The organism is Bradyrhizobium betae (assembly GCF_050632175.1).
Classification (GTDB): domain Bacteria; phylum Pseudomonadota; class Alphaproteobacteria; order Rhizobiales; family Xanthobacteraceae; genus Bradyrhizobium; species Bradyrhizobium betae_B.
The window spans coordinates 3,618,729-3,642,500 of sequence record NZ_CP192576.1; the positions used below are offsets into that span (position 1 = coordinate 3,618,729).

The 23,772-nt window shown below is 62.0% G+C and carries 16 protein-coding genes, 2 tRNA genes, 2 rRNA genes and 1 riboswitch (1 of these 21 cut by a window edge); of the genes, 14 read left to right on the plus strand and 6 right to left on the minus strand.

Annotated features, from left to right (window positions below):
- Positions 1-91 precede the first annotated feature (91 nt).
- Together ACQ86E_RS17410 and ACQ86E_RS17415 are read left to right on the plus strand one after the other, a co-directional pair.
- Positions 92-319, plus strand: a complete 228-nt coding sequence (locus ACQ86E_RS17410) for a hypothetical protein (RefSeq protein ID WP_431201033.1) — start codon at positions 92-94, stop codon at positions 317-319.
- 264 nt (positions 320-583) lie between these two features.
- Positions 584-2,152 carry a hypothetical protein gene (locus ACQ86E_RS17415; RefSeq protein ID WP_431201034.1) on the plus strand — a complete coding sequence of 523 codons (1,569 nt, stop codon included), beginning with the start codon at positions 584-586 and terminating at the stop codon, positions 2,150-2,152.
- A gap of 11 nt (positions 2,153-2,163) precedes the next feature.
- On the opposite strand, the gene ACQ86E_RS17420 is transcribed toward ACQ86E_RS17415, so the two are convergent.
- The 3 genes from ACQ86E_RS17420 to ACQ86E_RS17430 are packed head-to-tail and all read right to left on the minus strand — an operon-like array spanning position 2,164 to position 5,076.
- Entirely contained in the window at positions 2,164-3,099 is a 936-nt protein-coding gene (locus ACQ86E_RS17420) for a prephenate/arogenate dehydrogenase family protein (RefSeq protein ID WP_431201035.1), read from the minus strand.
- Complete coding sequence (locus ACQ86E_RS17425) at positions 3,096-4,193, minus strand: pyridoxal phosphate-dependent aminotransferase (RefSeq protein WP_431201036.1); 1,098 nt, start codon at positions 4,191-4,193, stop codon at positions 3,096-3,098. Before ACQ86E_RS17425 ends, ACQ86E_RS17420 begins: the two co-directional genes overlap by 4 nt.
- Before the next feature lie 34 nt (positions 4,194-4,227).
- Positions 4,228-5,076, minus strand: a complete 849-nt coding sequence (locus ACQ86E_RS17430) for a chorismate mutase (protein ID WP_431201037.1) — start codon at positions 5,074-5,076, stop codon at positions 4,228-4,230.
- A 160-nt stretch (positions 5,077-5,236) separates the two neighbouring features.
- A riboswitch (SAM riboswitch) is annotated at positions 5,237-5,316 on the plus strand.
- Between the two features lie 86 nt (positions 5,317-5,402).
- Between ACQ86E_RS17430 and metX the strand changes: the two genes are divergently transcribed.
- Positions 5,403-6,605 carry a homoserine O-acetyltransferase MetX gene (metX, locus tag ACQ86E_RS17435; protein ID WP_431206498.1) on the plus strand — a complete coding sequence of 401 codons (1,203 nt, stop codon included), beginning with the start codon at positions 5,403-5,405 and terminating at the stop codon, positions 6,603-6,605.
- 2 nt (positions 6,606-6,607) lie between these two features.
- Positions 6,608-7,270, plus strand: a complete 663-nt coding sequence (metW, locus tag ACQ86E_RS17440; RefSeq protein WP_431201038.1) for a methionine biosynthesis protein MetW — start codon at positions 6,608-6,610, stop codon at positions 7,268-7,270.
- A gap of 110 nt (positions 7,271-7,380) precedes the next feature.
- Here the strand turns inward: metW and ACQ86E_RS17445 are convergent, their stop codons facing one another.
- Positions 7,381-8,244, minus strand: coding sequence for an alpha/beta fold hydrolase (locus tag ACQ86E_RS17445; protein WP_431201039.1), 864 nt, complete (start codon positions 8,242-8,244; stop codon positions 7,381-7,383).
- 215 nt (positions 8,245-8,459) lie between these two features.
- On the opposite strand from ACQ86E_RS17445, the gene ACQ86E_RS17450 reads away from it, so the two are divergent.
- Positions 8,460-9,260, plus strand: a complete 801-nt coding sequence (locus ACQ86E_RS17450; RefSeq protein WP_431201040.1) for a TIGR02594 family protein — start codon at positions 8,460-8,462, stop codon at positions 9,258-9,260.
- Positions 9,261-9,381: 121 nt separating this feature from the next.
- Here the strand turns inward: ACQ86E_RS17450 and ACQ86E_RS17455 are convergent, their stop codons facing one another.
- Positions 9,382-10,170 carry an MOSC domain-containing protein gene (locus ACQ86E_RS17455; RefSeq protein WP_431201041.1) on the minus strand — a complete coding sequence of 263 codons (789 nt, stop codon included), beginning with the start codon at positions 10,168-10,170 and terminating at the stop codon, positions 9,382-9,384.
- Between the two features lie 241 nt (positions 10,171-10,411).
- Here ACQ86E_RS17455 and clpB point away from each other — a divergent pair, with 241 nt between their 5' ends.
- From clpB to ACQ86E_RS17480, 5 genes are all read left to right on the plus strand, one after another.
- Complete coding sequence (gene clpB, locus ACQ86E_RS17460; RefSeq protein ID WP_431201042.1) at positions 10,412-13,051, plus strand: ATP-dependent chaperone ClpB; 2,640 nt, start codon at positions 10,412-10,414, stop codon at positions 13,049-13,051.
- 522 nt (positions 13,052-13,573) lie between these two features.
- On the plus strand, positions 13,574-14,209 hold the full coding sequence (locus tag ACQ86E_RS17465; RefSeq protein ID WP_431201043.1) for a bacterial transcriptional activator domain-containing protein: 636 nt from the start codon (positions 13,574-13,576) through the stop codon (positions 14,207-14,209).
- A gap of 208 nt (positions 14,210-14,417) precedes the next feature.
- Entirely contained in the window at positions 14,418-14,660 is a 243-nt protein-coding gene (locus ACQ86E_RS17470) for a hypothetical protein (protein WP_431201044.1), read from the plus strand.
- A 463-nt stretch (positions 14,661-15,123) separates the two neighbouring features.
- Positions 15,124-15,858: a hypothetical protein gene (locus ACQ86E_RS17475; protein WP_431201045.1), complete on the plus strand. Its 735-nt coding sequence runs from the start codon at positions 15,124-15,126 to the stop codon at positions 15,856-15,858.
- 24 nt (positions 15,859-15,882) lie between these two features.
- Positions 15,883-17,238 (plus strand): hypothetical protein, encoded by a 1,356-nt coding sequence (locus ACQ86E_RS17480; RefSeq protein ID WP_431201046.1) that lies wholly within the window; start codon positions 15,883-15,885, stop codon positions 17,236-17,238.
- 74 nt (positions 17,239-17,312) lie between these two features.
- Here the strand turns inward: ACQ86E_RS17480 and ACQ86E_RS17485 are convergent, their stop codons facing one another.
- The gene (locus ACQ86E_RS17485; RefSeq protein ID WP_431201047.1) at positions 17,313-19,391 is read right to left on the minus strand and encodes a peptidoglycan DD-metalloendopeptidase family protein; all 2,079 of its coding nucleotides are present in this window, start codon (positions 19,389-19,391) and stop codon (positions 17,313-17,315) included.
- A 974-nt stretch (positions 19,392-20,365) separates the two neighbouring features.
- Between ACQ86E_RS17485 and ACQ86E_RS17490 the strand changes: the two genes are divergently transcribed.
- From ACQ86E_RS17490 to ACQ86E_RS17505, 4 genes are all read left to right on the plus strand, one after another.
- Positions 20,366-21,854: ribosomal RNA gene (locus ACQ86E_RS17490) — 16S ribosomal RNA — on the plus strand.
- A 186-nt stretch (positions 21,855-22,040) separates the two neighbouring features.
- Positions 22,041-22,117: transfer RNA gene (locus ACQ86E_RS17495), tRNA-Ile, on the plus strand.
- 33 nt (positions 22,118-22,150) lie between these two features.
- A tRNA-Ala gene (locus ACQ86E_RS17500) sits at positions 22,151-22,226 on the plus strand.
- Between the two features lie 411 nt (positions 22,227-22,637).
- Positions 22,638-23,772, plus strand: a 23S ribosomal RNA gene (locus ACQ86E_RS17505); it runs 1,738 nt beyond the window's last position.
- Together the 16S and 23S rRNA genes with 2 tRNA genes alongside form the textbook arrangement of a ribosomal RNA operon.

Sequence of the window (23,772 nt, forward strand, 5' to 3'; positions counted from 1 at the left end):
GATTGCCCGCCGGGAATGCGGAGCCGCAATCCCCGCTCTCTCTCCATACCGGCCGCACGATGATGCGGTTCGCCCAGGCAGGAGAGATATCATGACCAAGTCGAAACTGTTCGTTGCCGCCATGGCGGTCTCGTCGGCGCTCGCGACGCCAGCGTTCGCGCAGTGGCAATTTCAGTCGCAGGAGCCGGCCGCATACGCCTCGATGTATCCGAACGGCGATCGCAGTCTTGCGAGCCCCGCAACGCGGGAGACGATGGCATCCGTCCCCTCACCGAAATCACCGCGCCCCACGGTGATGCGCGCGACCAAGGGCAAATAGCCGCCATCCATCACGTGCCCGTCGCGCAGTTGGGCTCGGTCATGTCCCGGCCGGGCCCAATGCGCGCGACCTCGGACAATGGCGACAATCGCACCTGCGGATCGGTGATCCCGCGAAATTATTCCGAACATGATCGTCAGGAAAACGTGATGCGGAAGATGCAGCTCACCGAGAATAATCGCAGCCTGATCGCAATCACTCCTCACCAGGGAAGCATGCAGGTGCCGCAGACGGCGCGAGCTTCCCAAGTTGAGGGAGGTCTACGTGCGGATCATCAATTGCGGACTGATGCTGGGAATGCTCGCTGCCTGTTCGGGGCAAGCACTTGCCGACGACAATGTCACAACCGAAATCCAGTCGCTGAAGGCGAAGCTGAAGGAGCTGCAGCAGCGTGTCGACCAGGAAGCACGCAAGACGCGGCAGGTTGAAGCGCAGGCGAAGTCAATTCAATTGCCGGCAAGTTACAAGGCGCTCGCTGCCGATCCATGTGCGGCCGGCAAGGTCTGCTACAAGGGCGTCACGCTGACATTTGGCGGCTGGGTCGATCTCACCGGTATCTACCGCTCGCGCAATCTCGCGTCCGATACCGGCTCGGTCTACAATTTCATCCCCTATCAGCAGAGCCGCAACTTCAATATTCCGGAAACGCGCTTCTCCGCGCGCCAGAGCCGGTTTTCGGTGCTGGCAGAGGGTAACGCCGACGCCGACACGCATCTGGCCGGTTACGGCGAGATTGACTTCGAGGGCGCGGCGCAGACGGCGAGTTCGGTCGCGACCAATTCGTTCAATCCGCGCATGCGGCAGCTCAGCCTCGAAATCGACCGCAGCGATCTCGGCCTTCACGTCCTCGCCGGACAATCCTGGTCGCTGAACGCGCCGGCAAGGTCGGGCATAGATCCCCGCGGCGTCGATGCGCCCGGCGTGATCGACTTTGAATCCGTTCCGGGATTTCTGGCCGCCCGCCAGCCGGGCTTGCGTGTCTGGCAGGACATCGGACCCGAGTTCAAGATCGCGGCATCCGTCGAGAATGCCCAGACGGCGTTCTTCGGAGGCAACGTTCCGGCGGTCGGCACGCCCGCTGTCGGGCCGCAGGGCGTGCTCAACCCGAACCTGCAGGTCAATCTGACCGGGCCGGGTGGCAGCTTCTTCAACAACCTCAACAATGTCAGCCTGAACCAGGTGCCCGACGTTACTGTGAAGGCGGCGTGGGACCCGCGGCTCGGGCCGTACAAGCTGCACATCGAGGCCTGGGCGCTCTATCGCCAGCTGTTCGACCGCTTCAACAATGCGAACCACACCTATGACACCGGAAGTTTCGGCGGCCACATTTATGCCGAGTTGATTCCGAAGACGCTCGACCTCCAGCTGTACGGCTCGCACGGTGTGCTCGGCCGCTTCACTGCGACGCCGTTCCCGGATGCGGCGGTGGCGCAGGACGGCACCATCCTGCCGCTGACGATCACCGCGGCTGCTGCCGGATTGATCTGGCACGCCACGCCGAGCCTCGATGTCTATACCTATGCAGGTCTTGAGAAGGCCAAGGCGAATTTCGCCAATGTCGGAACGGTGCCGTTCGGCTACGGCAATCCGCTCTACAACAACACCGGCTGCGGCATCGAGAGCTCACCGGCCGCGACCTGCAACGGCAACACAAGGGAGGTCCGGCAGATCACGGCGGGACTTTACGACACCATCTATCAGGGCAATTACGGCACCCTGAAAGCCGGCCTGCAGTATTCCCACACGCAGCGGTTCGCTTTCGCCGGCGTCGGCGGGGCGCCGAAAACCGACGACAACGTCGTCATGACGCAGATCCGCTACTATCCGTTCTAGTCAGGACGCCGCTACGGCTTCTTCAGTGCCGCAAGCGGCCGGCCGAAGTCGGGCGCGGCCGAATCCTGGCCGATCTCGACGATGCCGCGGCGGATCGCGCGGGTGCGGGTGAAGTGGTCGAACAGCGCTTCGCCGTCACCGCGCCGGATGGCGCGGGTGAGCTTGGCGAGATCCTCGGTGAAAGTGCCGAGCATCTCAAGCACGGCCTCCTTGTTGGCGAGGAAGACGTCGCGCCACATCGTCGGATCGGAGGCCGCGATGCGGGTGAAGTCGCGAAAGCCGCCGGCTGAGAACTTGATGACCTCGGACTCCGTCACCTGCGCCAGCTCGTCGGCGGTGCCGACGATGGTGTAGGCGATCAGATGCGGCAGATGGCTGGTGATCGCGAGCACGAGATCATGATGATCCGGCGTCATCACCTCGACCTTGGCGCCCATCGCGGCCCAGAACGCGCGCAGCCGATCGGTGGCCGCCGCGTCGACGCCCTCCGGCGGCGTGAGAATGCACCAGCGGTTGATGAAGAGCTCGGCGAAACCGGAATCCGGCCCCGAATGTTCGGTGCCCGCCACGGGGTGGGCCGGCACGAAATGAACGCTCTTCGGCAGATGCGGCGCCATGTCCCTGACGATCGCGCCCTTGACCGAGCCGACGTCGGAGACGATCGCGCCCGGCTTGAGATAATCAGCGATTTCCTGCGCCACCGGCCCGCAGGCCCCGACGGGAATACAGAGGATGACGAGGTCGGCGTCCTTCACGGCTTCCGCATTGGTCGCCACGACCTGGTCGACGATGCCGAGCTCGAGCACCCGCGCGCGCGTCTTCTCCGAGCGCGCGGTGGTGACGATCTCGCCGGCCAGGCCCTGGAGCTTCGCAGCCCGCGCGATCGAGCCGCCGATCAGGCCGAAGCCGATCAGCGCGACGCGCTGGAAGTGCGGCTGGACGCTCATTTGCCGGCCATGAAGTCGCGCAAGCCTTCGACGACGAGGCGATTGGCCTCTTCGGTGCCGATGGTCATGCGCAGCGCATGATGTAGACCGTAATTCTTCAACCCGCGCAGCACGAGGCCCCGCCTGGTGAGATACGCGTCGGCGTCGTCCGAGGTCTTGCCCTTGTCGGTCGGAAAGTGGATCAGGATGAAGTTCGCGACACCCGGCGTCACCTTCAGCCCGAGCTTGCCAATCTCCTCGGCCAGCCAGTTGCGCCAGGTCTCGGTGAACTGCTTCGACATCGCCTGGTGCGCGGTGTCCTCGATCGCGGCGACGGCGGCGTACATCGCGGGGGTCGACACGTTGAACGGACCGCGGATGCGGTTGACCGCGTCGATGATGTGCTCGGGGCCGAACATCCAGCCGATGCGCAGCGCCGCAAGGCCATGAATCTTGGAGAAGGTGTGCGTCACCACGGTGTTCTCGGTGGTGGCGACGAGCTCGATCCCCATCTCGTAATCGTTGCGCGAGACGTAGTCGGAATAGGCGGCGTCCAGCACCAGCAGCACATGCGAGGGCAGGCCGGCGCGCAGGCGCTTGACCTCGTCGAACGGAATATAGGTCCCGGTCGGATTGTTCGGGTTGGCGAGCCAGACCAGCTTTGTCTTCGGCGTCACCGCCTTGAGGATGGCGTCGACGTCGGTGGTGAGGTTCTTCTCGGCGGCGACCACGTTCTTGGCACCGACCGCCATGGTTGCGATCGGATAGACCAGGAAGCCGTGCGTGGTGGAGATCGCCTCGTCGCCATGGCTGAGATAGGTGTGGGCGAGCAGGTTGAGGATCTCGTCGGAGCCGGCGCCGCAGATGATGCGGTTGGGATCGAGGCCGAAGCTGCGGCCGATGGCTTCACGCAGCACGCGCGAGGTGCCTTCCGGATAATCCTCCAGATGATCCGCCACGCTCTTGAAGGCCTCGATGGCCTTCGGCGAGGGCCCGAACGGCGTCTCGTTGGCCGAGAGCTTGAACACCTTGCGGCCCGGCTCCGGCACAGGGCTCTTGCCGGGCGTGTAGGGCGCAATATCGAGAATGCCGGGATCCGGCACGGGGCGGGACATCTTCAACTCCGGATAGGCTAAGGCGGTTCGCGATTTACGATTTCGGCCCGGTCGGGGGCACCATATAGCGCGTTGCGTGGCTGCCGACGAGGGCCGTGGATCGCACCGAGGCCCCCGCTTCGATCAGGGCAGCCTTGATTTTGTCGATGCTGGTCGCGCTCGTGACCGAGACCAGCAGCGCCGCGCCGTCGAAGGCGGTATCGGGCACCGCCACGATCTCGGCGAGCGGTGACAGCGCGCGTGCCACGTCGGCATTCCAGCCGGACACGCGCACGCTGAAGGTCTCGACCTCCGTCACCAGGGCGCTGTCGGCGACGCGCGAGATGGCGAACACCGGCAGCGCTGCCGGATGGTCGGCGCGCTCGACGAAGGGCAGCCGCGCGATGATCTTGGGCGCACCCGCTGCTTCCAGCTCCAGCCACCACGGCGTGCGGCTCGAGGTCGCCGAGACCAGCGCCAGATCGCCCTTGGATTTCGCCACCGCCTCGACCGCCGCCTGCGCACTGAAATGCGCGACGTAGGGCACCGTGAAGCCGAAATGGAAACGCGCGGAATCGCGCATGGCGGGCTCGCTCACCGAGATGTCGGCGTGCACGGAGAACGGCGCCTGGACATAGGTGAAGGTCGAGATGATGACGCGCCAGATGCTCTCGACCGTGTCGAGCGGCAGGATGCCGCGATGACGCTGCACGAGGTCGCGCATCATGGCGGCCTCGCGCGCCGGGCGGAATGCCGAGCCGACCTCCTGGGTCTGCTTCACCTGGATCAGGCGGTCGATGATGTCGCCGCGCTGCATCAGCAGACGGTGCATGCCTTCGTCGATCGCGTCGATCTCCTTGCGCAATTCCTGGAGCGATGGTGGCGCGGGCGGGCGTTGGGACATATCTGACAAGGGCTGCTGAGAGGCTGCGGAGAATGCCCTGATTAGGCAGTCAGTGCGGTGAAAGCAAAGAGAAATGACGCCCTGTTGGTCATGCCGGGCAGAGGCAGATCCGGTTCATTCAGGCCGCGACTTGACGAAAACCGGCCAAGACAGTAGTTTTTGCCCGTTCCGTGGTCATTTGAGCCGGCCGGCTTGCAGCCACGTTAAAAAACTCGCTAAACAGGCCGGGGACGCTTCCGATCCCGGCCGAACCTATCGTTCAGGCCGGGTTTTTCATGGCCTGAATTTAGCGCCGGCTTGGCAGCCGGTCGCAAACGAGGTCGATGATGGTTGGCGTCAAGTCGATTCCAAGTCCCGCGATCAGTGCCGACGACCGGTCGCATGAGGTGGATCATCCGAGTTCGCAGGTTGCGCAGTTCGGCGCGGACCAGCCGCTGCGGCTCGATTGCGGCGTCGATCTCACCCCGTTCCAGATCGCCTACCAGACCTACGGCGAGCTCAACGCCGATCGCTCCAACGCGGTTCTGATCTGCCATGCGCTGACCGGCGACCAGCACGTCGCCAATTTGCATCCCGTCACCGGCAAGCCAGGCTGGTGGGAAACCCTGGTCGGCCCCGGCCGACCGCTCGATCCCAGCCGCTACTTCATCATCTGCTCCAACGTGATCGGCGGCTGCATGGGCTCGACCGGGCCGGCCTCGATCAATCCCGCCACCGGCAAGGTGTGGGGCCTGGATTTCCCCGTCATCACCATTCCCGACATGGTGCGCGCGCAGGCGATGCTGATCGACCGGCTCGGCATCGATACGCTGTTCGCCGTCGTCGGCGGCTCGATGGGCGGCATGCAGGTGCTGCAATGGACCGCGGCCTATCCCGGGCGCGTCTATTCCGCGCTCGCGATCGCCTGCGCGACGCGGCACTCGGCGCAGAACATTGCCTTCCACGAACTCGGCCGCCAGGCCGTGATGGCCGATCCCGACTGGCACAATGGCGGCTACGCTGATCACGGCATCCATCCGCATCGCGGGCTCGCGGTGGCGCGGATGGCCGCGCACATCACCTATCTGTCGGACGCGGCGCTGCATCGCAAGTTCGGCCGGCGCATGCAGGACCGCGAGCTGCCGACCTTCTCGTTCGACGCCGATTTCCAGGTCGAAAGTTATCTGCGCTACCAGGGCTCGTCCTTCGTCGAGCGGTTCGATGCCAATTCCTATCTCTATCTGACGCGCGCGATGGACTATTTCGATATCGCCGGCGATCACGGCGGCGTGCTGGCGAAAGCGTTTGCCGGCATTCAGACGCGCTTCTGCGTCGTCTCCTTCACCAGCGACTGGCTGTTCCCGACCTCGGAATCGCGCGCGCTGGTGCATGCGCTCAATGCGTCGAGCGCGCGGGTGTCGTTCGCCGAGATCGAAACCGATCGCGGCCATGACGCCTTCCTGCTCGACGTGCCCGAATTCCTCGACATTTCCCGCGCTTTCCTGCAATCGGCCGGCAAGGCGCGCGGGCTCACCGGCAAGGAGGGCTAGCGATGTCCGTACAGGAAGTGCTGCCGCTGGGCGGCCTCACCACGGAGCAGCCCGGCCCGTTTCGCGCCGATCATCTGCTGGTCGCCGGGATGGTCAAGCCGGGCTCGAAAGTGCTCGACGTCGGCTGCGGCGAGGGCGACCTGCTCCAGCTGCTGGAGACCCGCGGCATCGACGGCCGGGGCATCGAATTGTCGCGCGAGGGCGTCAACCGCTGCGTCGCCAAGGGCCTCGCGGTGGTGCAGGGCGATGCCGACACCGACCTCGTCAACTATCCCGACGACGCTTTCGACTACGTGATCCTGTCGCAGACGCTGCAGGCGACACGGCAGCCGAAGGTGGTGCTGGAAAATCTGCTGCGCATCGGTCGCCGCGCCATCGTCTCGTTCCCGAATTTCGGCTTCTGGCGGATGCGGCTCCAGCTCCTGGTCGGCGGTCACATGCCGCGCACCGAGAATCTGCCGGCAAGCTGGTACGACACCGCCAACATCCATTTCTGCACCATCAAGGATTTCGTCGAGCTCTGCGATGCGATCGGCGTCAAGATGGAGCGCGCCGAGGCGCTCGATCTCTACGGTCGCCCGCTGCGGCTGCGGATGCCGTGGTGGGTGTGGAATCTGTTCGGCGAGCAGGGCGTGTTCCTGCTGACGCGCGGGCAAGGGAAGTAGTTTCTTGTCATTGCGAGCGCAGCGAAGCAATCCAGAGTCTTTCCGCGGAGGGATTCTGGATTGCTTCGCTGCGCTCGCAATGACGGAGTATGTGGCAATGGCGTCCCGCGCTAATGCGCAGCCAGCGACCGCGGATCTCGCACCGGCCATCGCCCGGCTTCCACCAGCGTCATGAAACGCTCCACGCTTGCGTTGAACAGCGCCGGCTCCTCGAGATTGAGCACGTGGCCCGACTTCGGAAACATCGCGAGCCCCGCCGCAGGCAGATGCTTCTTCAGGAACAGGCTCGCCCCGATGCAGGGATCGTCCTCGTCGCCACAGATGATCAGCGCAGGCGTTGCCACACCTCTGATCGCGTCGGTCATCGTAAAGATCGACGGACGGCCGCCCTGGAAGCCGCGCATCGTGTTGGCCGAACCCTTCGCGTCATGCCGCGCCAGCGCGGCGTAGAAGTCCGCATGGCCGCGCGGGTCCTTGACCAGGAACGGAATCCGGCTTGGTGCCTCGCGCGTGACCTTTGCGACTTCCGCCGAGCCAAGCGTCTCCAATTGTTCGGCATTGGCGCGGCACTGCTTGCGCCAGGCGTCGAGATTCTCGATCTCCGAGCCGGAGCCGACGCCGGCCAGCGTCATGGACAGCGCGCGTTGCGGCGCGTTCAATCCGATCTGGAGCGACGAATAGGCGCCCATCGACAGGCCAACGAGATGCGCGCGCTCGATCTTGAGATGATCGAGCACGGCGAGCGCGTCGGTGTAGAAATGCTGATAGCTGTAGACCTCACCGTCAGGCACATCCGATGGGGTGTAGCCGCGAGCCGAATAGGTGATGCAGCGGTGGCCGCGCGAGAAATAGCGCATCTGCGGCTCCCAATTGGTGTAGTCGGCCGCGAACTCGTGCAGAAAAAGTATCGGCGTTCCCTGACCCGCTTCTTCGAAATAGATGCGGACGTCGTCCCTGGTCGTGGCGTGGGGCATTAACTGTTTCCCTCTCTTCAAGCCGCCTTTGCAGGATCGCAGTTAATGTTGTTGTCCGCAATGCGGCAGCATCGACCGAGCATCGGCGCAAAATCATCGCAGGTATTCGCTGCCGCGGCGTCTTTTTCTCGCCACATCGGGCGGCTTAACGGCCTCGTGGATGTCGGCCGTGCACGGGCCGATCGGGAACTGGGGGTGTCAACGAAGGATGAAGAATGTTCGAGTTGTTTGCGTCTCGCCTGTCGCGTTGTGTTGTCGCGCTGGCGCTCTTCTTCGCGGCGGTCGCCGCGTTTTCATCTCCGGCCTCAGCGCGGCCGCATCATCGTCATAGCGCAGAGCGGCACGCTTACGTGCACGCCAAAAGATATCATCACTACCGTCACCATGCGGGCAGAGCGCGCTTCGAGCGCAGCGAGGCACAATCGCAGATGACCGGGTTCATGAACGCTCAGGCCAGCTACGATCCGAATGCCAATAGCGGCAGCTTGGGTGGCGGCAGCTTTGGTGGCATGCGCTACGCCGGCGGTGCAGACATGGGCATCGGCGAAAACATGAGCCGCGCCGGCAGGATGAGCCGTACCGCGAGCAAGCGCTACGCCGTCAACAAGGCCGGCACGGGCGACATGGGCAATGCCGGCAACCCGGGCATGAGCAGCGGCTTCGGCGGCGGATCGGGTCTCGTGTCCGAGGCGCGCCGCTATGTCGGCGGCAATCCGACCGGGCGCGGCAGCCTGTGGTGCGCGCGCTTCATGAACATGGTGCTGGAGAAAACCGGCCATCGCGGCACCGGATCGGACATGGCGAATTCGTTCGCGCATTACGGCACGCGCGTCTCCGGCCCGCAGGTTGGCGCCATCGCGGTGATGTCGCGCGGCCGCCGCGGCGGGCATGTCGGCATCATCACCGGCGTCGATGCGCAGGGCAATCCGATCATGATCTCCGGCAACAACGGCAACCGCGTCCGCGAGGCGCCGGTCTCGCGCGGCCGGATCTATGCGTATGTGATGCCGAACTGACGTAGCTGCCTCGTCATTGCGAGCGAAGCGAAGCAATCCAGAATCCCTCCGCGGAAACAGTCTGGATTGCTTCGTCGCAAGGGCTCCTCGCAATGACGGAGTGTGTTGAGCCGACGTCGGCTCACACCAGCTTCGGCTCTTCCACCGCCACCGCATCCCCCAAGCCGATCTCGCCATCGACGATCACCTCGGCATAGATGCCGCAATCCATGTGGCCGAGATTGCGCGAGAGCGTCGGCGGAATCTCGAGATCGCGCACGGCGGTCTCGGGATCGACGTTGACGGCCGGGCAGCGGACGATGCGCTTGACCACTTTCAGCCGGGCCTGGCCGATTGCAAGCGTCTGGCCGACCAGGTCGAGCTCTGACCAGGCCGGCCAGCCCTTCACGTAGAGATTGCCGCGGAAGCGCAGCGGATGCACTTTGGTGCCCCCGAGCATGGTCTCTATGGCGCGGACGCTACCGATATTGATGATCGACACGACCTTGCGGGCGACGTCGGAAAAACTGTGGTCGCGTCCTGACAGGATTTTTGGCGGCCCCTTCAGCTCCGGCTGAAAATTCGCGCGGAAGTAATCCTCGATAGCGGCGCGCCCGGCTTCGGTCTCCAGATCGCCGCTGGCGACGATCTGGCCGTCCTTGCGGATGGTCAGGCGGTTGGTCGCGTCCTCGAACCGGCTGTCGAGGGACGCCAGCCGCTCATTGCGCGCCAGCATCAGGAACTGGATTTTCGGCTTCCACTGGGGCTGTTCGGGATCGAACCCGCTCGGGCCGTTCTCGATGGCGTAGCGGCGGTCGGCGGGCAAGGTCTGGCCGGCCCGCAACAGGACGCGGGGCAGAGGCTCCGGCGTCAGACCCTTGATCGGGTAGCGGTAAAGGCTGGTGATTTCGGCGGTCTGGCTGGCTGTCATGACGCTACTTAAGGGATTCGGCCCGGCAGCGCCAAGCACGCGAATCCGCCCACGAAATTGTGAACGCGCCTCTTCCGATCCAAGGCCACGCTTCCCACATCTCGGTCAGGCCGACGCCAGCGTCGGCTGATAACGACCGCTACCGGTTGACCGACGTCAACATGGCCGGCGGAAACCCAATGAAGATGCCGCTTGGAGTGCCTTAGAGGGCTTCGGGGGCAGGCCGAGGGAAAGACAACAAATGAATATCGACAAATATACCGAACGCTCCAGGGGCTTCATCCAGTCCGCGCAATCGCTTGCGGTGCGCGAGGGGCATCAGCAGTTTTCGACCCTGCATCTGCTGAAGGTGCTGCTGGACGACAATGAGGGGCTGGCTGCCGGTCTGATCGACCGCGCAGGTGGCAATTCCCGTGCAATCCTCAAGGCGACCGAGGACGCCCTTGGCAAAGTGCCGAAGGTGTCCGGTGGCGGGGCCGGCCAGATTTACCTGGCGCCCGATCTCGCCCGCACCTTCGACGCCGCCGAAAAGGCCGGCGAGAAGGCCGGCGACAGCTATGTCACGGTCGAGAGGCTGCTGCTCGGCCTCGCGCTGGAGAAGACCAGCGAAGCCGGCGTGATCCTCAACAAGGGCGGCGTCACCCCGCAAAACCTCAATGCGGCGATCGAGGCGCTGCGCAAGGGCCGCACCGCGGACTCGGCAACGGCCGAGAACGCCTATGATGCGCTGAAGAAATATGCCCGCGACCTGACCCAGGCTGCGCGCGACGGCAAGCTCGACCCGGTCATCGGCCGCGACGAGGAAATCCGCCGTACGATTCAGGTGCTCTCGCGCCGGACCAAGAACAATCCCGTCCTGATCGGCGAGCCCGGCGTCGGCAAGACCGCCATCGTCGAAGGCCTCGCGCTGCGCATCCTGAATGGCGACGTGCCGGAAGGCCTGAAGGACAAGAAGCTGCTGTCGCTCGACATGGGCTCGCTGATCGCGGGCGCCAAATATCGCGGCGAGTTCGAGGAGCGGTTGAAGGCCGTGCTGCAGGAGGTCACCTCGGCGGAGGGCTCGATCATCCTGTTCATCGACGAAATGCATACGCTGATCGGCGCCGGCAAGGGCGACGGCGCGATGGACGCGTCGAATTTGCTGAAGCCCGCACTGGCGCGCGGCGAACTGCATTGCATCGGTGCGACGACGCTGGATGAGTATCGCAAGCACGTCGAAAAGGACGCCGCGCTGGCGCGCCGGTTCCAGCCGATCTTCGTGCCGGAGCCGACGGTCGAGGACACCATTTCGATCCTGCGCGGTTTGAAGGACAAATACGAGCAGCATCACGGCGTGCGCATCACCGATTCCGCATTGGTGGCCGCGACCACGCTGTCGAACCGCTACATCACCGACCGCTTCCTGCCGGACAAGGCCATCGATTTGATGGACGAGGCGGCCGCGCGGCTGAAAATGCAGGTCGATTCCAAGCCGGAAGAGCTCGATTCGATGGATCGGGAAATCATCCGGCTGAAGATCGAGCAGGAAGCCTTGAAGAAGGAGAGCGATGCCGGTTCGAAGAGCCGGCTGCAGACGCTTGAAAAGGAACTGGCGGAGCTCGAGGAAAAATCGGCGGCTCTGACCGCGCGCTGGAGTGCGGAAAAGAACAAGCTGTCCAACGCCCAGAAGCTGAAGGCAGAGCTTGACGGCCTGCGCGTCGATCTTGCCGACGCGCAGCGGCGCGGCGAGTTCCAGAAGGCCGGCGAACTGGCCTATGGCCGCATTCCGCAGCTCGAGAAGCAGCTCGCCGATATCGAGGCCAAGGAGAACTCCGGCGAGATGATGGAGGAGGCGGTGACCGCCAACCACATCGCCCAGGTGGTCTCGCGCTGGACCGGCGTGCCCGTCGACAAGATGCTGGAGGGCGAGAAGGAGAAGCTCCTGAAGATGGAGGGGCAGCTCGGACAGCGCGTCGTCGGCCAGGCCGAGGCCGTGCGTGCGGTCGCAACCGCCGTGCGCCGCTCGCGTGCCGGCCTGCAGGACCCGAACCGGCCGATGGGCTCGTTCATGTTCCTGGGGCCCACCGGCGTCGGCAAGACCGAGCTGACCAAGGCGCTCGCGGAATATCTCTTCAACGACGAGACCGCGATGGTTCGCCTCGACATGTCCGAGTACATGGAGAAGCATTCGGTCTCGCGGCTGATCGGCGCACCTCCGGGCTATGTCGGTTACGACGAGGGCGGTGCGCTCACCGAAGCGGTGCGGCGCCGGCCCTATCAGGTGGTGCTGTTCGACGAGATCGAGAAGGCGCATCCTGACGTCTTCAACGTCCTGTTGCAGGTGCTTGACGACGGCCGACTGACCGACGGGCAGGGCCGTACCGTCGATTTCCGCAATACGCTGATCATCATGACGTCGAACCTCGGTTCGGAATTCCTGGTGAATCAACCGGAGGGCGAAGACACCTCGGCCGTGCGCGAGCACGTGATGGCGACGGTGCGGACGCATTTCAGGCCGGAGTTCCTGAATCGCGTCGACGAGATCATCCTGTTCCATCGCTTGCAGAAGAGCGAGATGGGCCGGATCGTCGAGATCCAGTTCAGCCGGCTCGAGAAGCTTCTGGTCGATCGCAAGATCGTGCTGACGCTCGATGGCAAGGCGCGCGACTGGCTCGCCGAGAAGGGCTGGGATCCCGCCTACGGCGCAAGGCCGCTGAAGCGGGTGGTCCAGCGCTACGTCCAGGATCCGCTCGCCGAGATGATCCTGGCCGGCGACATCAAGGACGGCGATACGGTCGCAATCTCGTCCGAAGGCAACGTGCTGACCTTCAACGGCAAGGCCCCGCAGACCGCGGAAATCGCCCAGTTTGAGGCACCGGTGTCGAAGCGCAAGCTGAACTAGGCGCAGCGAGCATTCGAATGTGACAAAGCCCTCTCCGCCTACGCGCAGAGGGCTTTTGCTTTGCAAAGGAGCTTGGGTATCAGCGTAGTGGTGTGTCGTTCGAAAGCCACACGCAGTGCGGTTGTTCGCTTGGGATGTAAATTGATGTTGAACAACCAAAGGCTTCGTTGTCATAGTTTCCGTCTGGGTCCGCGCGGCAGACCGGCGGCCACGACCTCAGGGATTTACGCGAGTCTTTGAGCAACCGACATTTTTAGACTGAGCTCGTAATTTCGAGCTGCGATGACTGAACGTCACAGGCTGTTTTGTTGTGTTTTGCGTGGAGGGGCGACGGTGTTAACCGTTAGTTTGCTGGGGGCAAGCCGAGTTACGCGCTGTAACGAGCGGATGTGGCTAGATCTCGGTCCAGCAGGACGAAGATTGGCCGGCTTCCTTTTCACCTTTCCAGACCGCCCGCACCGTCGCGAGCGACTTATTGACTTGTTTTGGCCGGAGCTGGACCCGGACAGAGGACGCCGGGCCGTGAACTCGGCGATCTGGCGTTTGCGAAAATTGCTCGCATCTGCTCCGGAGTACCGGGACGGCTATGGCCTGCGGACCGTTGGCTCGGAGACCATCCTCGAGAGGACGTCCTGGTTCGACGTCGACACCTGGGCGCTGCTTGAAGCGTCACAGGCGGCTCTCGCCGGTGCTGAGGCTCAGGTGGATACTTCCGGGATCAAACAGATTCTCGCCGTCCTTTACCGTTACGAGGGGCCATTCCTGGACGGGGAAGATGCCGACTGGATCTTGGAGGAACGCGAGCGGTTGCATTCCCTATTTGTGCAATCGGCAATGATCCTCGTTCGTCATCTGGGGCTCTGCGGCCAATATCATGATGCGATTCTGCTCGCACGTCATGCGCTGCGCTTCGATCCCTATCGGGAGGAGTTGGTCCGGCATCTGCTGACTTTGCTCGCGCTCGATGAGAGGCGGATCGACGCCATCAGGTACTACGATCACTGGATCGGCATGATCCAGCAGGAGCTGGGAATTTCTCCGCTCCCAGCGACGCGTGGGGTCATTGACGAGATCAGAAATCTGCATAACGCCGATGATGCCCAGCATTTGCGCGTGCGGCTGATGGGCCGCGATGAGAGGCGGCGAGCTACAAACTAGCGCCGCAGTCCCCGAATCCGTCCGATATCACACACTTGGCCATGGGTTGGCCGGGCAAGGCACTGCCTTGCCCGGCCGCATCGTGATTCTGCCGTGATCGCGACGCGATCGATGCGGAAGTACCCGCTTAAGCTGCCGTGACCCGTGCGCGAGCATCTCGCAATGATCGTGCGATCTCCACGAGTTCGCGCCATGCGACGCTCGACCAATGAGCTCACATCCGCCGTTGCTGGATCAGGTTTTCATTCTGCGCTTCTGGCGGGAGACCGCCGATGCCAGCGGAGATGGGCGTTGGCGTGTTCTCGTCCGCAACATCAATACGCGGCGGCGCGACGTGGTCGATGACGTGCAGCGCGCTTTTGCGATCGTTGCCGCCAATCTGAACGTGACGGCGGAGGCAAATCAACAGCAGGTGCCATGGGATGTCGACCCATCGACGCCCGAACAGTGAGAGACAGGCCGTGCGCAAGATCAATCACACAATGAGCCGCCAACTGCGATCGACGCGGTTCTTCCATGGTTACGGGCGCGTGAATCGTCTCGAGCCATTTGATCGAGGTTCGCCGAAGTTCCCATCTATTTTACGGGATTGCGTCGATGCGTAGCGTCAGTGGAATGTTGGCGTTGAAGTATTGCGCGGCATTCGTTCGGTCACGCCCGGATGGCAAAGCAAATCTGGGTTTTCCGCTGCGATCCACTTTGCTGCGACTTGTGGCGTGTGTCCTCGCGGCCCTGACCGTTGCGGCTTGTGACCCCGTGACTGAGCGGCGCTACATCACCGAAGGGGCAGGCGCCAATCTGTATTCGCCGGACGCAGCAAAGCAGGCACAACTCCTGAACGAATATATCCAATTCATCTGCAGTCAGGCCGGCCAGAATTGCGGGGAGACTGGAGAGGTTTCGTCCAAGCCGGCATGAACGACATCGATCAGCGCTGTGATGGCTTCCTGCTATGGATCGATGCCAAACGTCGCGACCGGGAGCCGATACTGGCCGAGATATCGGCGATCAACACGGCCGTGCATACGATCATGACGGTCACGGGTTCGAATCCAGACGCGCTCAATATCGTGACCGCGGCTTTCGGGCTTGCGAGCGCAACTTACGCGAATTGGAATTCGCGGCTGCTTATCGCAGTCAATCAGTCGACCATTCAGCAAGTCGTCTACGATTCCCAGGGATCATATCGGAGAAAAATCCAAGACTGGGCGGTGCCGGATCAGCCGACGGCGATCTATCTGCTGCGCAATTATCTCCGCCTCTGCATGCCCACCACGATCGAGGCAACGATCAACATTACGACGACGCTCGTTAGCAGCGACGCTCCGGCGGCGGCGAAGAAGGGCCTTGTCGTCAGCAACATGACGCCGCCGAACGCGACCGTTCCGAAAGTGACCCGAATTTCGTCGACCTTCGGGCCGACCGACGCGACCGCCACGCTGTTGAAATTCCTCGATCCCAACAATACGGGCGATCGTGACCCTAATCGGGTGGACGTGCTTGCCCCGTTCCTGACTAAAATCACGGATCCAGCGACAGGGCAGCCATTGCGTGTGCCGCGCGACCTCACGCGTTTCCTGCAGACGAAAGAATTCGCTACGCAGCGGCAGAACGTCGTGGAACAGCTTCGAGCTGCCGGAAAATTGTAATCGAATGTCATCGGGGGCGGCGAAATGACCATCGAAATCCAGGTGATCAACGAGGTTCTGGAAGACAGCCTGAAGACGATCGTGAAGAGCTTCGCCCAGGACGGTGCCAACATCGTCACGGCCATCAACGATACCAAAGGCAAATTTTCGGTCGAGGCCACCTTCATCGATCCGGGTCCGCAGACGAACGTCACGATCAGCGGCAAGATGTCGGTGTTCGGTGGACCGCAGGACATGGGGGTCGGCCCCAACGAGGATCTCGCGCTCTACGATGCCTCGAACGTCGGCACGGCACCGGCCGGACTCTTCCTCGCCGCACAGCCGCAAGGCACAACCGGGCTCGCGCGACGCCTCGACCCCGGCTTCAACTATCTCGCGTGCCGTTGGGATTATTCGGTGACACCGAAGAGTTTCCTCCGGGGCGCCTCGGTCACGGTATCGGCCAACGGCAAGTCGGTCACGGCAAATCCCGCGGATTGGGGGCCCAACGTCAAGACCGGCCGCATTGCGGATTTGTCGCCGGGCCTCGCGCACGCGCTTCATCTGGATACAGACGACACCTGCACCCTGCGGATTCCTTTGCCGGAGGGTACCCAGATGGAGGTGCCCGATACCGCGCCGGTGGTCGCTGTCGACATCCGGGCTGTCACCGCGGCGGCGCTGCCCCCAAATATGGCGCAGACTTTGATCGTGATCACCGTCTTCGGCGATAAGCTCTACATGGTGGTAAGTGTCGTCGGGTCACAGGATGGCGGTCAGACCCTGTTGCGAAGCGTCGCCGGCGGAGCGGCCGAGGCGCTTCTCAACGATACCATCGTCCTGCCGGTCACGCCGGGACCCGATATCCCGGAAACCGTGGCGGGCGAGCTGAACAAGGCGGTTCGCAAGGATCCGGCGATCATCTCGGGGCCTGCAGGGACGGCGCCTACCAGCACCAACAATGCCCGCGCCAAGATGTTCGCGGCGGCTCGCGCGTTTGTCGGCCATAGCACACGCAACGTGCCGGACACGCAAAACGGCAATTTAGCCTGCGCATGGGCCGTCAATGAGATCGCGCGCATCGCTCTCGGCAAGCCCATTTCGGAGCAGGGACACGGCGAAAACGGCCTGAGCACTGTCGGATTGTTCGACGCCCTGAGGGCGAATCATACCCAGCTCGCCTCGAAGAACGACGCCCGGCCCGGTGACGTGATCATCGCGCCCACGATCGGTGTGAACCACGGACATACCGGCATCGTCGGCGAGACCAACGGCGGTGTCGACGCCACCCAGATTTTTCGAACAGTTCGGGCGCCGCCGCCTTCGCGCAGAACTTCACGATCGGGTCGTTTCAGCAGCACTACCAGGCGAATGGGTTGCAGGTGCTCTATTTTTCGCTGAAGCCGACGGCGTTCGCCTGACAAATACCGTTGGCCGGCGCGAGAAAGCCCGGCGAACGCCGGGTTCGCGCAATCTTACCGGTTCGTCACCTGCAACGGTCCGCCCGTCGCATCCGACATCCGCGCGATGGCGCCGTTGCGGCCGCTCATCATGCCGTCGAGGCGGTCGCGCTCTTTCTCGAAGCCGGCGAGCATCGGGCCTTCCAGCGAACGGCCGCGCGGCAGCTTCACGCGCATCGGGTCGACGAAACGGCCGTTGACCAGGATTTCGTAATGGACGTGCGGGCCGGTCGACATGCCGCTGGAGCCGACGAAGCCGATGACCTGGCCCTGCCGCACCTTCTTGCCGGGCTCCATGCCCTTGGCGAAAGCCGACATGTGGCCGTAGGCGGTCTCGTAGCCGTTGGAATGCTTGATGCGGATATATTTGCCGTAGCCGCCCTCAGGGCCGGCCTTTTCGATCACGCCGTTGCCGGAGGCGAAGATCGGCGTGCCATAGGAGGTGGCCCAGTCGACGCCGGTGTGCATCTTCACGAAGCCCAGGATCGGATGGCGGCGGCCGCCGAATCCGGATCGCATGATGGCGTTGTTGACGGGCTTCCTGACCAGGAACTTCTTCGCGCTCTTGCCGGTCTCGTCATAGTAGTCGACGACGCCGTCGTCGGGGCTCTGGTAGCGGTAGTATTTCTTGGTCTCGCCGCCGATCGTGAGCGAGGCGAACAGCACGTCGTTCTTTTCGCTCGCCGTCACGCCTTCGTCCTCGCCGGCGTAGAACACGTCGAAGGAATCGCCGGGCTGTACCTTGCGCTGGAAATCGACGTCGTAGGAGTAGATCTTGATCATGTCCTCGATGACCGGCATCGGCACCTTGTTGCGCATCGCGGTCTCGTAGATGCTCTGGTAGAGCCGCACGCCGGTGCCGTCATCGTCGTCATCGTCGTCGCTGTTGGCGTTGGCCGCAGCGTCCGCGACGGTGTTCATGCTGGAAACGTCGACCGCGACGTATTTGCCGAGATCGGACAGCGCGGCGATCGCCTCGACCATGGTGTCGTTGGCGACGACGACGCGGTAGGGCTGCAGCCTCGCGCCGGGGCTTGCGGGCGCCATCAGGATGCGGAGTCTTTCGCCTTCCTTCAGGCCGCCGTCACGGCCGCGGGGGCCGAGCGTGGTGGTAATCGCCTTGATTTCCTCGGCCGTCGCGCCGAGATCGCGCAGGACGGCGGAAACGGTGTCGCCCTTCTTGACGACATGGACGCGCTCGCCCGTGGGGTTGCCGCCGGTGATCTGCTCCTTGGTCTTCGGCAGCAGCGTAACGTTTTCCGGCACCACGCGTGTCTCGAAGCCGGCATAGGGATCGGACGGCGACACTTCGGTGGCATAGGCCATCTTGATGTCGGACCCGCTGATGTCGGACCTGCCGGTCGCGCCGGAGACGTCGGCGGCGGCATTGGCGAGCGAGGCGTAACGTACCCCGCCATTGCCGCGCCAGTTGGCGGCGTCGCGCACCCGCATCAGGATGTCGTCGAGCGCCACCACCGCGGAAATCTTCGCCTTCGGCAGCACCGGCGACAGGTCCTTGGTGACGAAGGAGACCTCGGCGTCGGGCTCGACGGCTTCCGGATTGTTCGGATCGTCGGATGCGGTCTTCGGATCGGAGCCGACGTCGGTGAGCAGACGTTGCGCGTTGAACGGCGGGACTTTCGCCGACAGCTCGCTCGTCGTCATCGACAAATTGCCGGCGATCCGGATGAAGGGGCGCACGCGCATCACGTCGCGGTTGCCGACGCGGGCGACCGTCGAGACGCGCACGATGTTGCGCGAGGCGGAGGATTCGTTCGGCGGCGGAAGGCGGTCGCTCTTGTGCAGCGTGGCGGCACGATCGGCGGCGCCGAAGGCGCCACGCAGCGCACCTTCGACGCGCTCCGGCACCTTGGCGAAGGTCATTTCGCCGTCCAGAGACGCGAAAACGGCGCCGCCGATCAAGGCTGCGCCGCAGAGTCCGGTCAGGATTGTGCCGCTGAACCATTGCACCGAAACGCGACGGCGATCGATGACGGCAGCTTCGGAACCGTCGACGGACAGCGGCGGCTCGTGGCCGAGATCGATGATCCCGGTTTCACGCCCGTAAGCGCCGCGTGACGTCCTGTGGTTCAACTGAAGTCCCCCAATCAACGACCCAAGATGCCCGGTTTCGAACCTCGTCCTGGCCGCCCTCTTCAAGGGGGATCGCCGGATAAGGCAAGCCGCACAGGCGCCCGCGCTCAGAAAGCCCCAGCTCGGGGCCGGCCGAAATTACGAACAGCTGGACGGAAAAAGCGCTCTCGATGTCTTTCGAATGTCTGAAGAAGGCCGCGTCATCCGTAAGATCGCCTTCCTCGGACCCCATGAAAACCGCCGGCAGCCCCCACTGGCATCCCCGCGATTCAAGCTTGTCTCTTACCAGAACGCCGCGGGAATGTGGCTCAAGTACGGCGTCTGATATGGAAAAAGTTTCCTGAACGGCAGGGCACGGGCGGCCCGTCTGGGGGCGTTAGAAAGCCCCCTCCGGAGCCCGCCGGGAGGCAAACTTTTTTGAGATTTTTGGCGGGCAGTCGCCGTCGGCCCATTTCTGCTCGCGCTAATGGACTGGAATCACTAGATTTTTCGCGACGATCCACTGTGCGACGATTTGTTGACGATGGGCGTTGACAATCCCGGGCGGGGGGGCCTATAACCCGACCACTGAGCGCGGCGCCGCCGGGTCACTGACCAAGGCGAGCGGACGCGCCACTGATGCTCCTCACCTCGTTGAGTGCACAACAGCCGACACAAATCGGTTGGAGTTCATTCGTCGCTGGTAAGGGTGTCGGAACCCTTCTCTCGGGAAGGTTGAGACCTCAGAAGTCTCGGGCTGTTTGACAAGTGAAGATGAAGAAAGAGAAACGTGGACGGCGGAGTCCTTGCGCCTCTTGGACACTGAAGAGCTTCGGCTTTTGAGTACTGAGAGGGGACGAAAGACTTCGGCGGTACACGTTTTCAAGGAAACACCATCGTTGCCCGCGATGTGAATCGCAGGCAGCAAGTCGATCTCGGTCGACAATGGTGGGACCTCGTCAAACGTTGTGATCAGCCGGTTCAAAGTTCAAGTCCAACTTGAGAGTTTGATCCTGGCTCAGAGCGAACGCTGGCGGCAGGCTTAACACATGCAAGTCGAGCGGGCGTAGCAATACGTCAGCGGCAGACGGGTGAGTAACGCGTGGGAACATACCTTTTGGTTCGGAACAACACAGGGAAACTTGTGCTAATACCGGATAAGCCCTTACGGGGAAAGATTTATCGCCGAAAGATTGGCCCGCGTCTGATTAGCTAGTTGGTAGGGTAATGGCCTACCAAGGCGACGATCAGTAGCTGGTCTGAGAGGATGATCAGCCACATTGGGACTGAGACACGGCCCAAACTCCTACGGGAGGCAGCAGTGGGGAATATTGGACAATGGGGGCAACCCTGATCCAGCCATGCCGCGTGAGTGATGAAGGCCCTAGGGTTGTAAAGCTCTTTTGTGCGGGAAGATAATGACGGTACCGCAAGAATAAGCCCCGGCTAACTTCGTGCCAGCAGCCGCGGTAATACGAAGGGGGCTAGCGTTGCTCGGAATCACTGGGCGTAAAGGGTGCGTAGGCGGGTCTTTAAGTCAGGGGTGAAATCCTGGAGCTCAACTCCAGAACTGCCTTTGATACTGAAGATCTTGAGTTCGGGAGAGGTGAGTGGAACTGCGAGTGTAGAGGTGAAATTCGTAGATATTCGCAAGAACACCAGTGGCGAAGGCGGCTCACTGGCCCGATACTGACGCTGAGGCACGAAAGCGTGGGGAGCAAACAGGATTAGATACCCTGGTAGTCCACGCCGTAAACGATGAATGCCAGCCGTTAGTGGGTTTACTCACTAGTGGCGCAGCTAACGCTTTAAGCATTCCGCCTGGGGAGTACGGTCGCAAGATTAAAACTCAAAGGAATTGACGGGGGCCCGCACAAGCGGTGGAGCATGTGGTTTAATTCGACGCAACGCGCAGAACCTTACCAGCCCTTGACATGTCCAGGACCGGTCGCAGAGATGTGACCTTCTCTTCGGAGCCTGGAACACAGGTGCTGCATGGCTGTCGTCAGCTCGTGTCGTGAGATGTTGGGTTAAGTCCCGCAACGAGCGCAACCCCCGTCCTTAGTTGCTACCATTTAGTTGAGCACTCTAAGGAGACTGCCGGTGATAAGCCGCGAGGAAGGTGGGGATGACGTCAAGTCCTCATGGCCCTTACGGGCTGGGCTACACACGTGCTACAATGGCGGTGACAATGGGACGCTAAGGGGCAACCCTTCGCAAATCTCAAAAAGCCGTCTCAGTTCGGATTGGGCTCTGCAACTCGAGCCCATGAAGTTGGAATCGCTAGTAATCGTGGATCAGCACGCCACGGTGAATACGTTCCCGGGCCTTGTACACACCGCCCGTCACACCATGGGAGTTGGTTTTACCTGAAGGTAGTGCGCTAACCCGCAAGGGAGGCAGCTAACCACGGTAGGGTCAGCGACTGGGGTGAAGTCGTAACAAGGTAGCCGTAGGGGAACCTGCGGCTGGATCACCTCCTTTCTAAGGATGGCTCTTCAGAAGCTTGCTTCTATCGAGCTGTTTTAGAAACATCAGTGGCCAACGGTCGTCAGGATCGTTGAGCTGCATTGGCGGGATTTCGCCGTCTACGTTTCTCTTTCTTCGCGGACGAACACGCGCTGGGCCTGCATGCGCAGGATCCCTGGTCCTTGACGGGATATGCGTTAGGGGCTTGTAGCTCAGTTGGTTAGAGCGCGCGCTTGATAAGCGTGAGGTCGGAAGTTCAAGTCTTCCCAGGCCCACCACACTCATCGAGTGAGCATTCGTCTTCTGGTTACGGGGCCATAGCTCAGCTGGGAGAGCGCGTGCTTTGCAAGCATGAGGTCGTCGGTTCGATCCCGTCTGGCTCCACCAGATGGTTTGATCATCGACTGATCGTGTACCTGAATCGTCCGCGAAACATCACTTCGCACTTGTTAGTCCGGATGGACAGCAAGCTGCGTGATTTCTGACATCGTAAAGAGGAGATCGATCCGAGTTGGATCGTGCGGCAAGCAATTGCCACGCGAGACTTCATTATCTCCGGATCATTTCGGCGCTCGTGCGCCTTTCAGTGTGGCTCACAAGGCTGCATCTGGGAGATGCGCGAGTTGTAAATGATCCTTTTAGCGAAGCTTGACCGCCTCGCTATCGGAACGATCTTACGAAGCAAGCTGGTCTTTCTAATCATTGTCCGGCTGCAGATAGCGTTCATCGAGGGCGCGTGCCGCAAGGTAATTCTGCAGACAACATTCTGCCGAGTGTGTGGACATTGATAATGAGAGCAATCAAGTGCCTTAAGGGTGTTCGGTGGATGCCTTGGCGCTGAGAGGCGATGAAGGACGTGCTACGCTGCGATAAGCCGTGGGGAGCTGCGAAGAAGCTTTGATCCGCGGATTTCCGAATGGGGAAACCCACCTTCGATAGCCGGAACTCCAAGACCTCAGTCGAAAGACTGTGGTGTGGAGTTCGACCAGATAATGGAAGACGCCAGACCTTTAGATTTCGATCGAAGAGGTTTTGGATTTCCGGTTATCAAGAGAAGGTATGAGACTTCTGAATACATAGGAGGTTTCAAGCAAACCCAGGGAACTGAAACATCTAAGTACCTGGAGGAAAGGACATCAACAGAGACTCCGTTAGTAGTGGCGAGCGAACGCGGACCAGGCCAGTGATACATCAAAGACAATCGGAACCAGTCAGGAAAGCTGGGCCTCAGAGGGTGATAGCCCCGTACGAGTAATGCGATGATGTATCCACGAGTAAGGCGGGACACGTGAAATCCTGTCTGAACGCGGGGGGACCACCCTCCAAGCCTAAGTACTCCTCAGCGACCGATAGTGAACCAGTACCGTGAGGGAAAGGTGAAAAGCACCCCGACGAGGGGAGTGAAATAGACCTGAAACCGGACACCTACAAACAGATGGAGCCCAAGATACGTTCTGGGTGACATCGTACCTTTTGTATTATGGGCCAGCGACTTAATTTAACGAGCAAGCTTAAGCCGATAGGCGAAGGCGTAGCGAAAGCGAGTCTGAATAGGGCGTCAAGTTCGTTGTATTAGACCCGAAACCTAGTGATCTAGCCATGAGCAGGTTGAAGGTGAGGTAACACTCACTGGAGGACCGAACGGGTGTCTGTTGAAAAAGACTCCGATGACTTGTGGTTAGGGGTGAAAGGCCAATCAAACTGGGAAATAGCTGGTTCTCCGCGAAAGATATTTAGGTATCGCCTCGGACGAATACCTCAGGGGGTAGAGCACTGGATGGGCTAGGGGGACTTACCGTCTTACCAAACCCAACCAAACTCCGAATACCTGAGAGTACTATCCGGGAGTCACACAGCGGGTGCTAACGTCCGTTGTGGAGAGGGAAACAACCCGGACCTACAGCTAAGGCCCCTAATTCGTGGCTAAGTGGGA

Excerpts from the sequence above, each read along its gene's own strand:
- ACQ86E_RS17410 (WP_431201033.1), top strand. The coding sequence starts at position 92 with ATGACCAAGTCGAAACTGTTCGTTGCCGCCATGGCGGTCTCGTCGGCG.
- ACQ86E_RS17420 (WP_431201035.1), bottom strand. The coding sequence starts at position 3,099 with ATGAGCGTCCAGCCGCACTTCCAGCGCGTCGCGCTGATCGGCTTCGGC.
- ACQ86E_RS17425 (WP_431201036.1), bottom strand. The coding sequence starts at position 4,193 with ATGTCCCGCCCCGTGCCGGATCCCGGCATTCTCGATATTGCGCCCTAC.
- ACQ86E_RS17430 (WP_431201037.1), bottom strand. The coding sequence starts at position 5,076 with ATGTCCCAACGCCCGCCCGCGCCACCATCGCTCCAGGAATTGCGCAAG.
- metX (WP_431206498.1), top strand. The coding sequence starts at position 5,403 with ATGGTTGGCGTCAAGTCGATTCCAAGTCCCGCGATCAGTGCCGACGAC.
- metW (WP_431201038.1), top strand. The coding sequence starts at position 6,608 with ATGTCCGTACAGGAAGTGCTGCCGCTGGGCGGCCTCACCACGGAGCAG.
- ACQ86E_RS17445 (WP_431201039.1), bottom strand. The coding sequence starts at position 8,244 with ATGCCCCACGCCACGACCAGGGACGACGTCCGCATCTATTTCGAAGAA.
- ACQ86E_RS17450 (WP_431201040.1), top strand. The coding sequence starts at position 8,460 with ATGTTCGAGTTGTTTGCGTCTCGCCTGTCGCGTTGTGTTGTCGCGCTG.
- ACQ86E_RS17455 (WP_431201041.1), bottom strand. The coding sequence starts at position 10,170 with ATGACAGCCAGCCAGACCGCCGAAATCACCAGCCTTTACCGCTACCCG.
- clpB (WP_431201042.1), top strand. The coding sequence starts at position 10,412 with ATGAATATCGACAAATATACCGAACGCTCCAGGGGCTTCATCCAGTCC.
- ACQ86E_RS17470 (WP_431201044.1), top strand. The coding sequence starts at position 14,418 with ATGAGCTCACATCCGCCGTTGCTGGATCAGGTTTTCATTCTGCGCTTC.
- ACQ86E_RS17475 (WP_431201045.1), top strand. The coding sequence starts at position 15,124 with ATGAACGACATCGATCAGCGCTGTGATGGCTTCCTGCTATGGATCGAT.
- ACQ86E_RS17480 (WP_431201046.1), top strand. The coding sequence starts at position 15,883 with ATGACCATCGAAATCCAGGTGATCAACGAGGTTCTGGAAGACAGCCTG.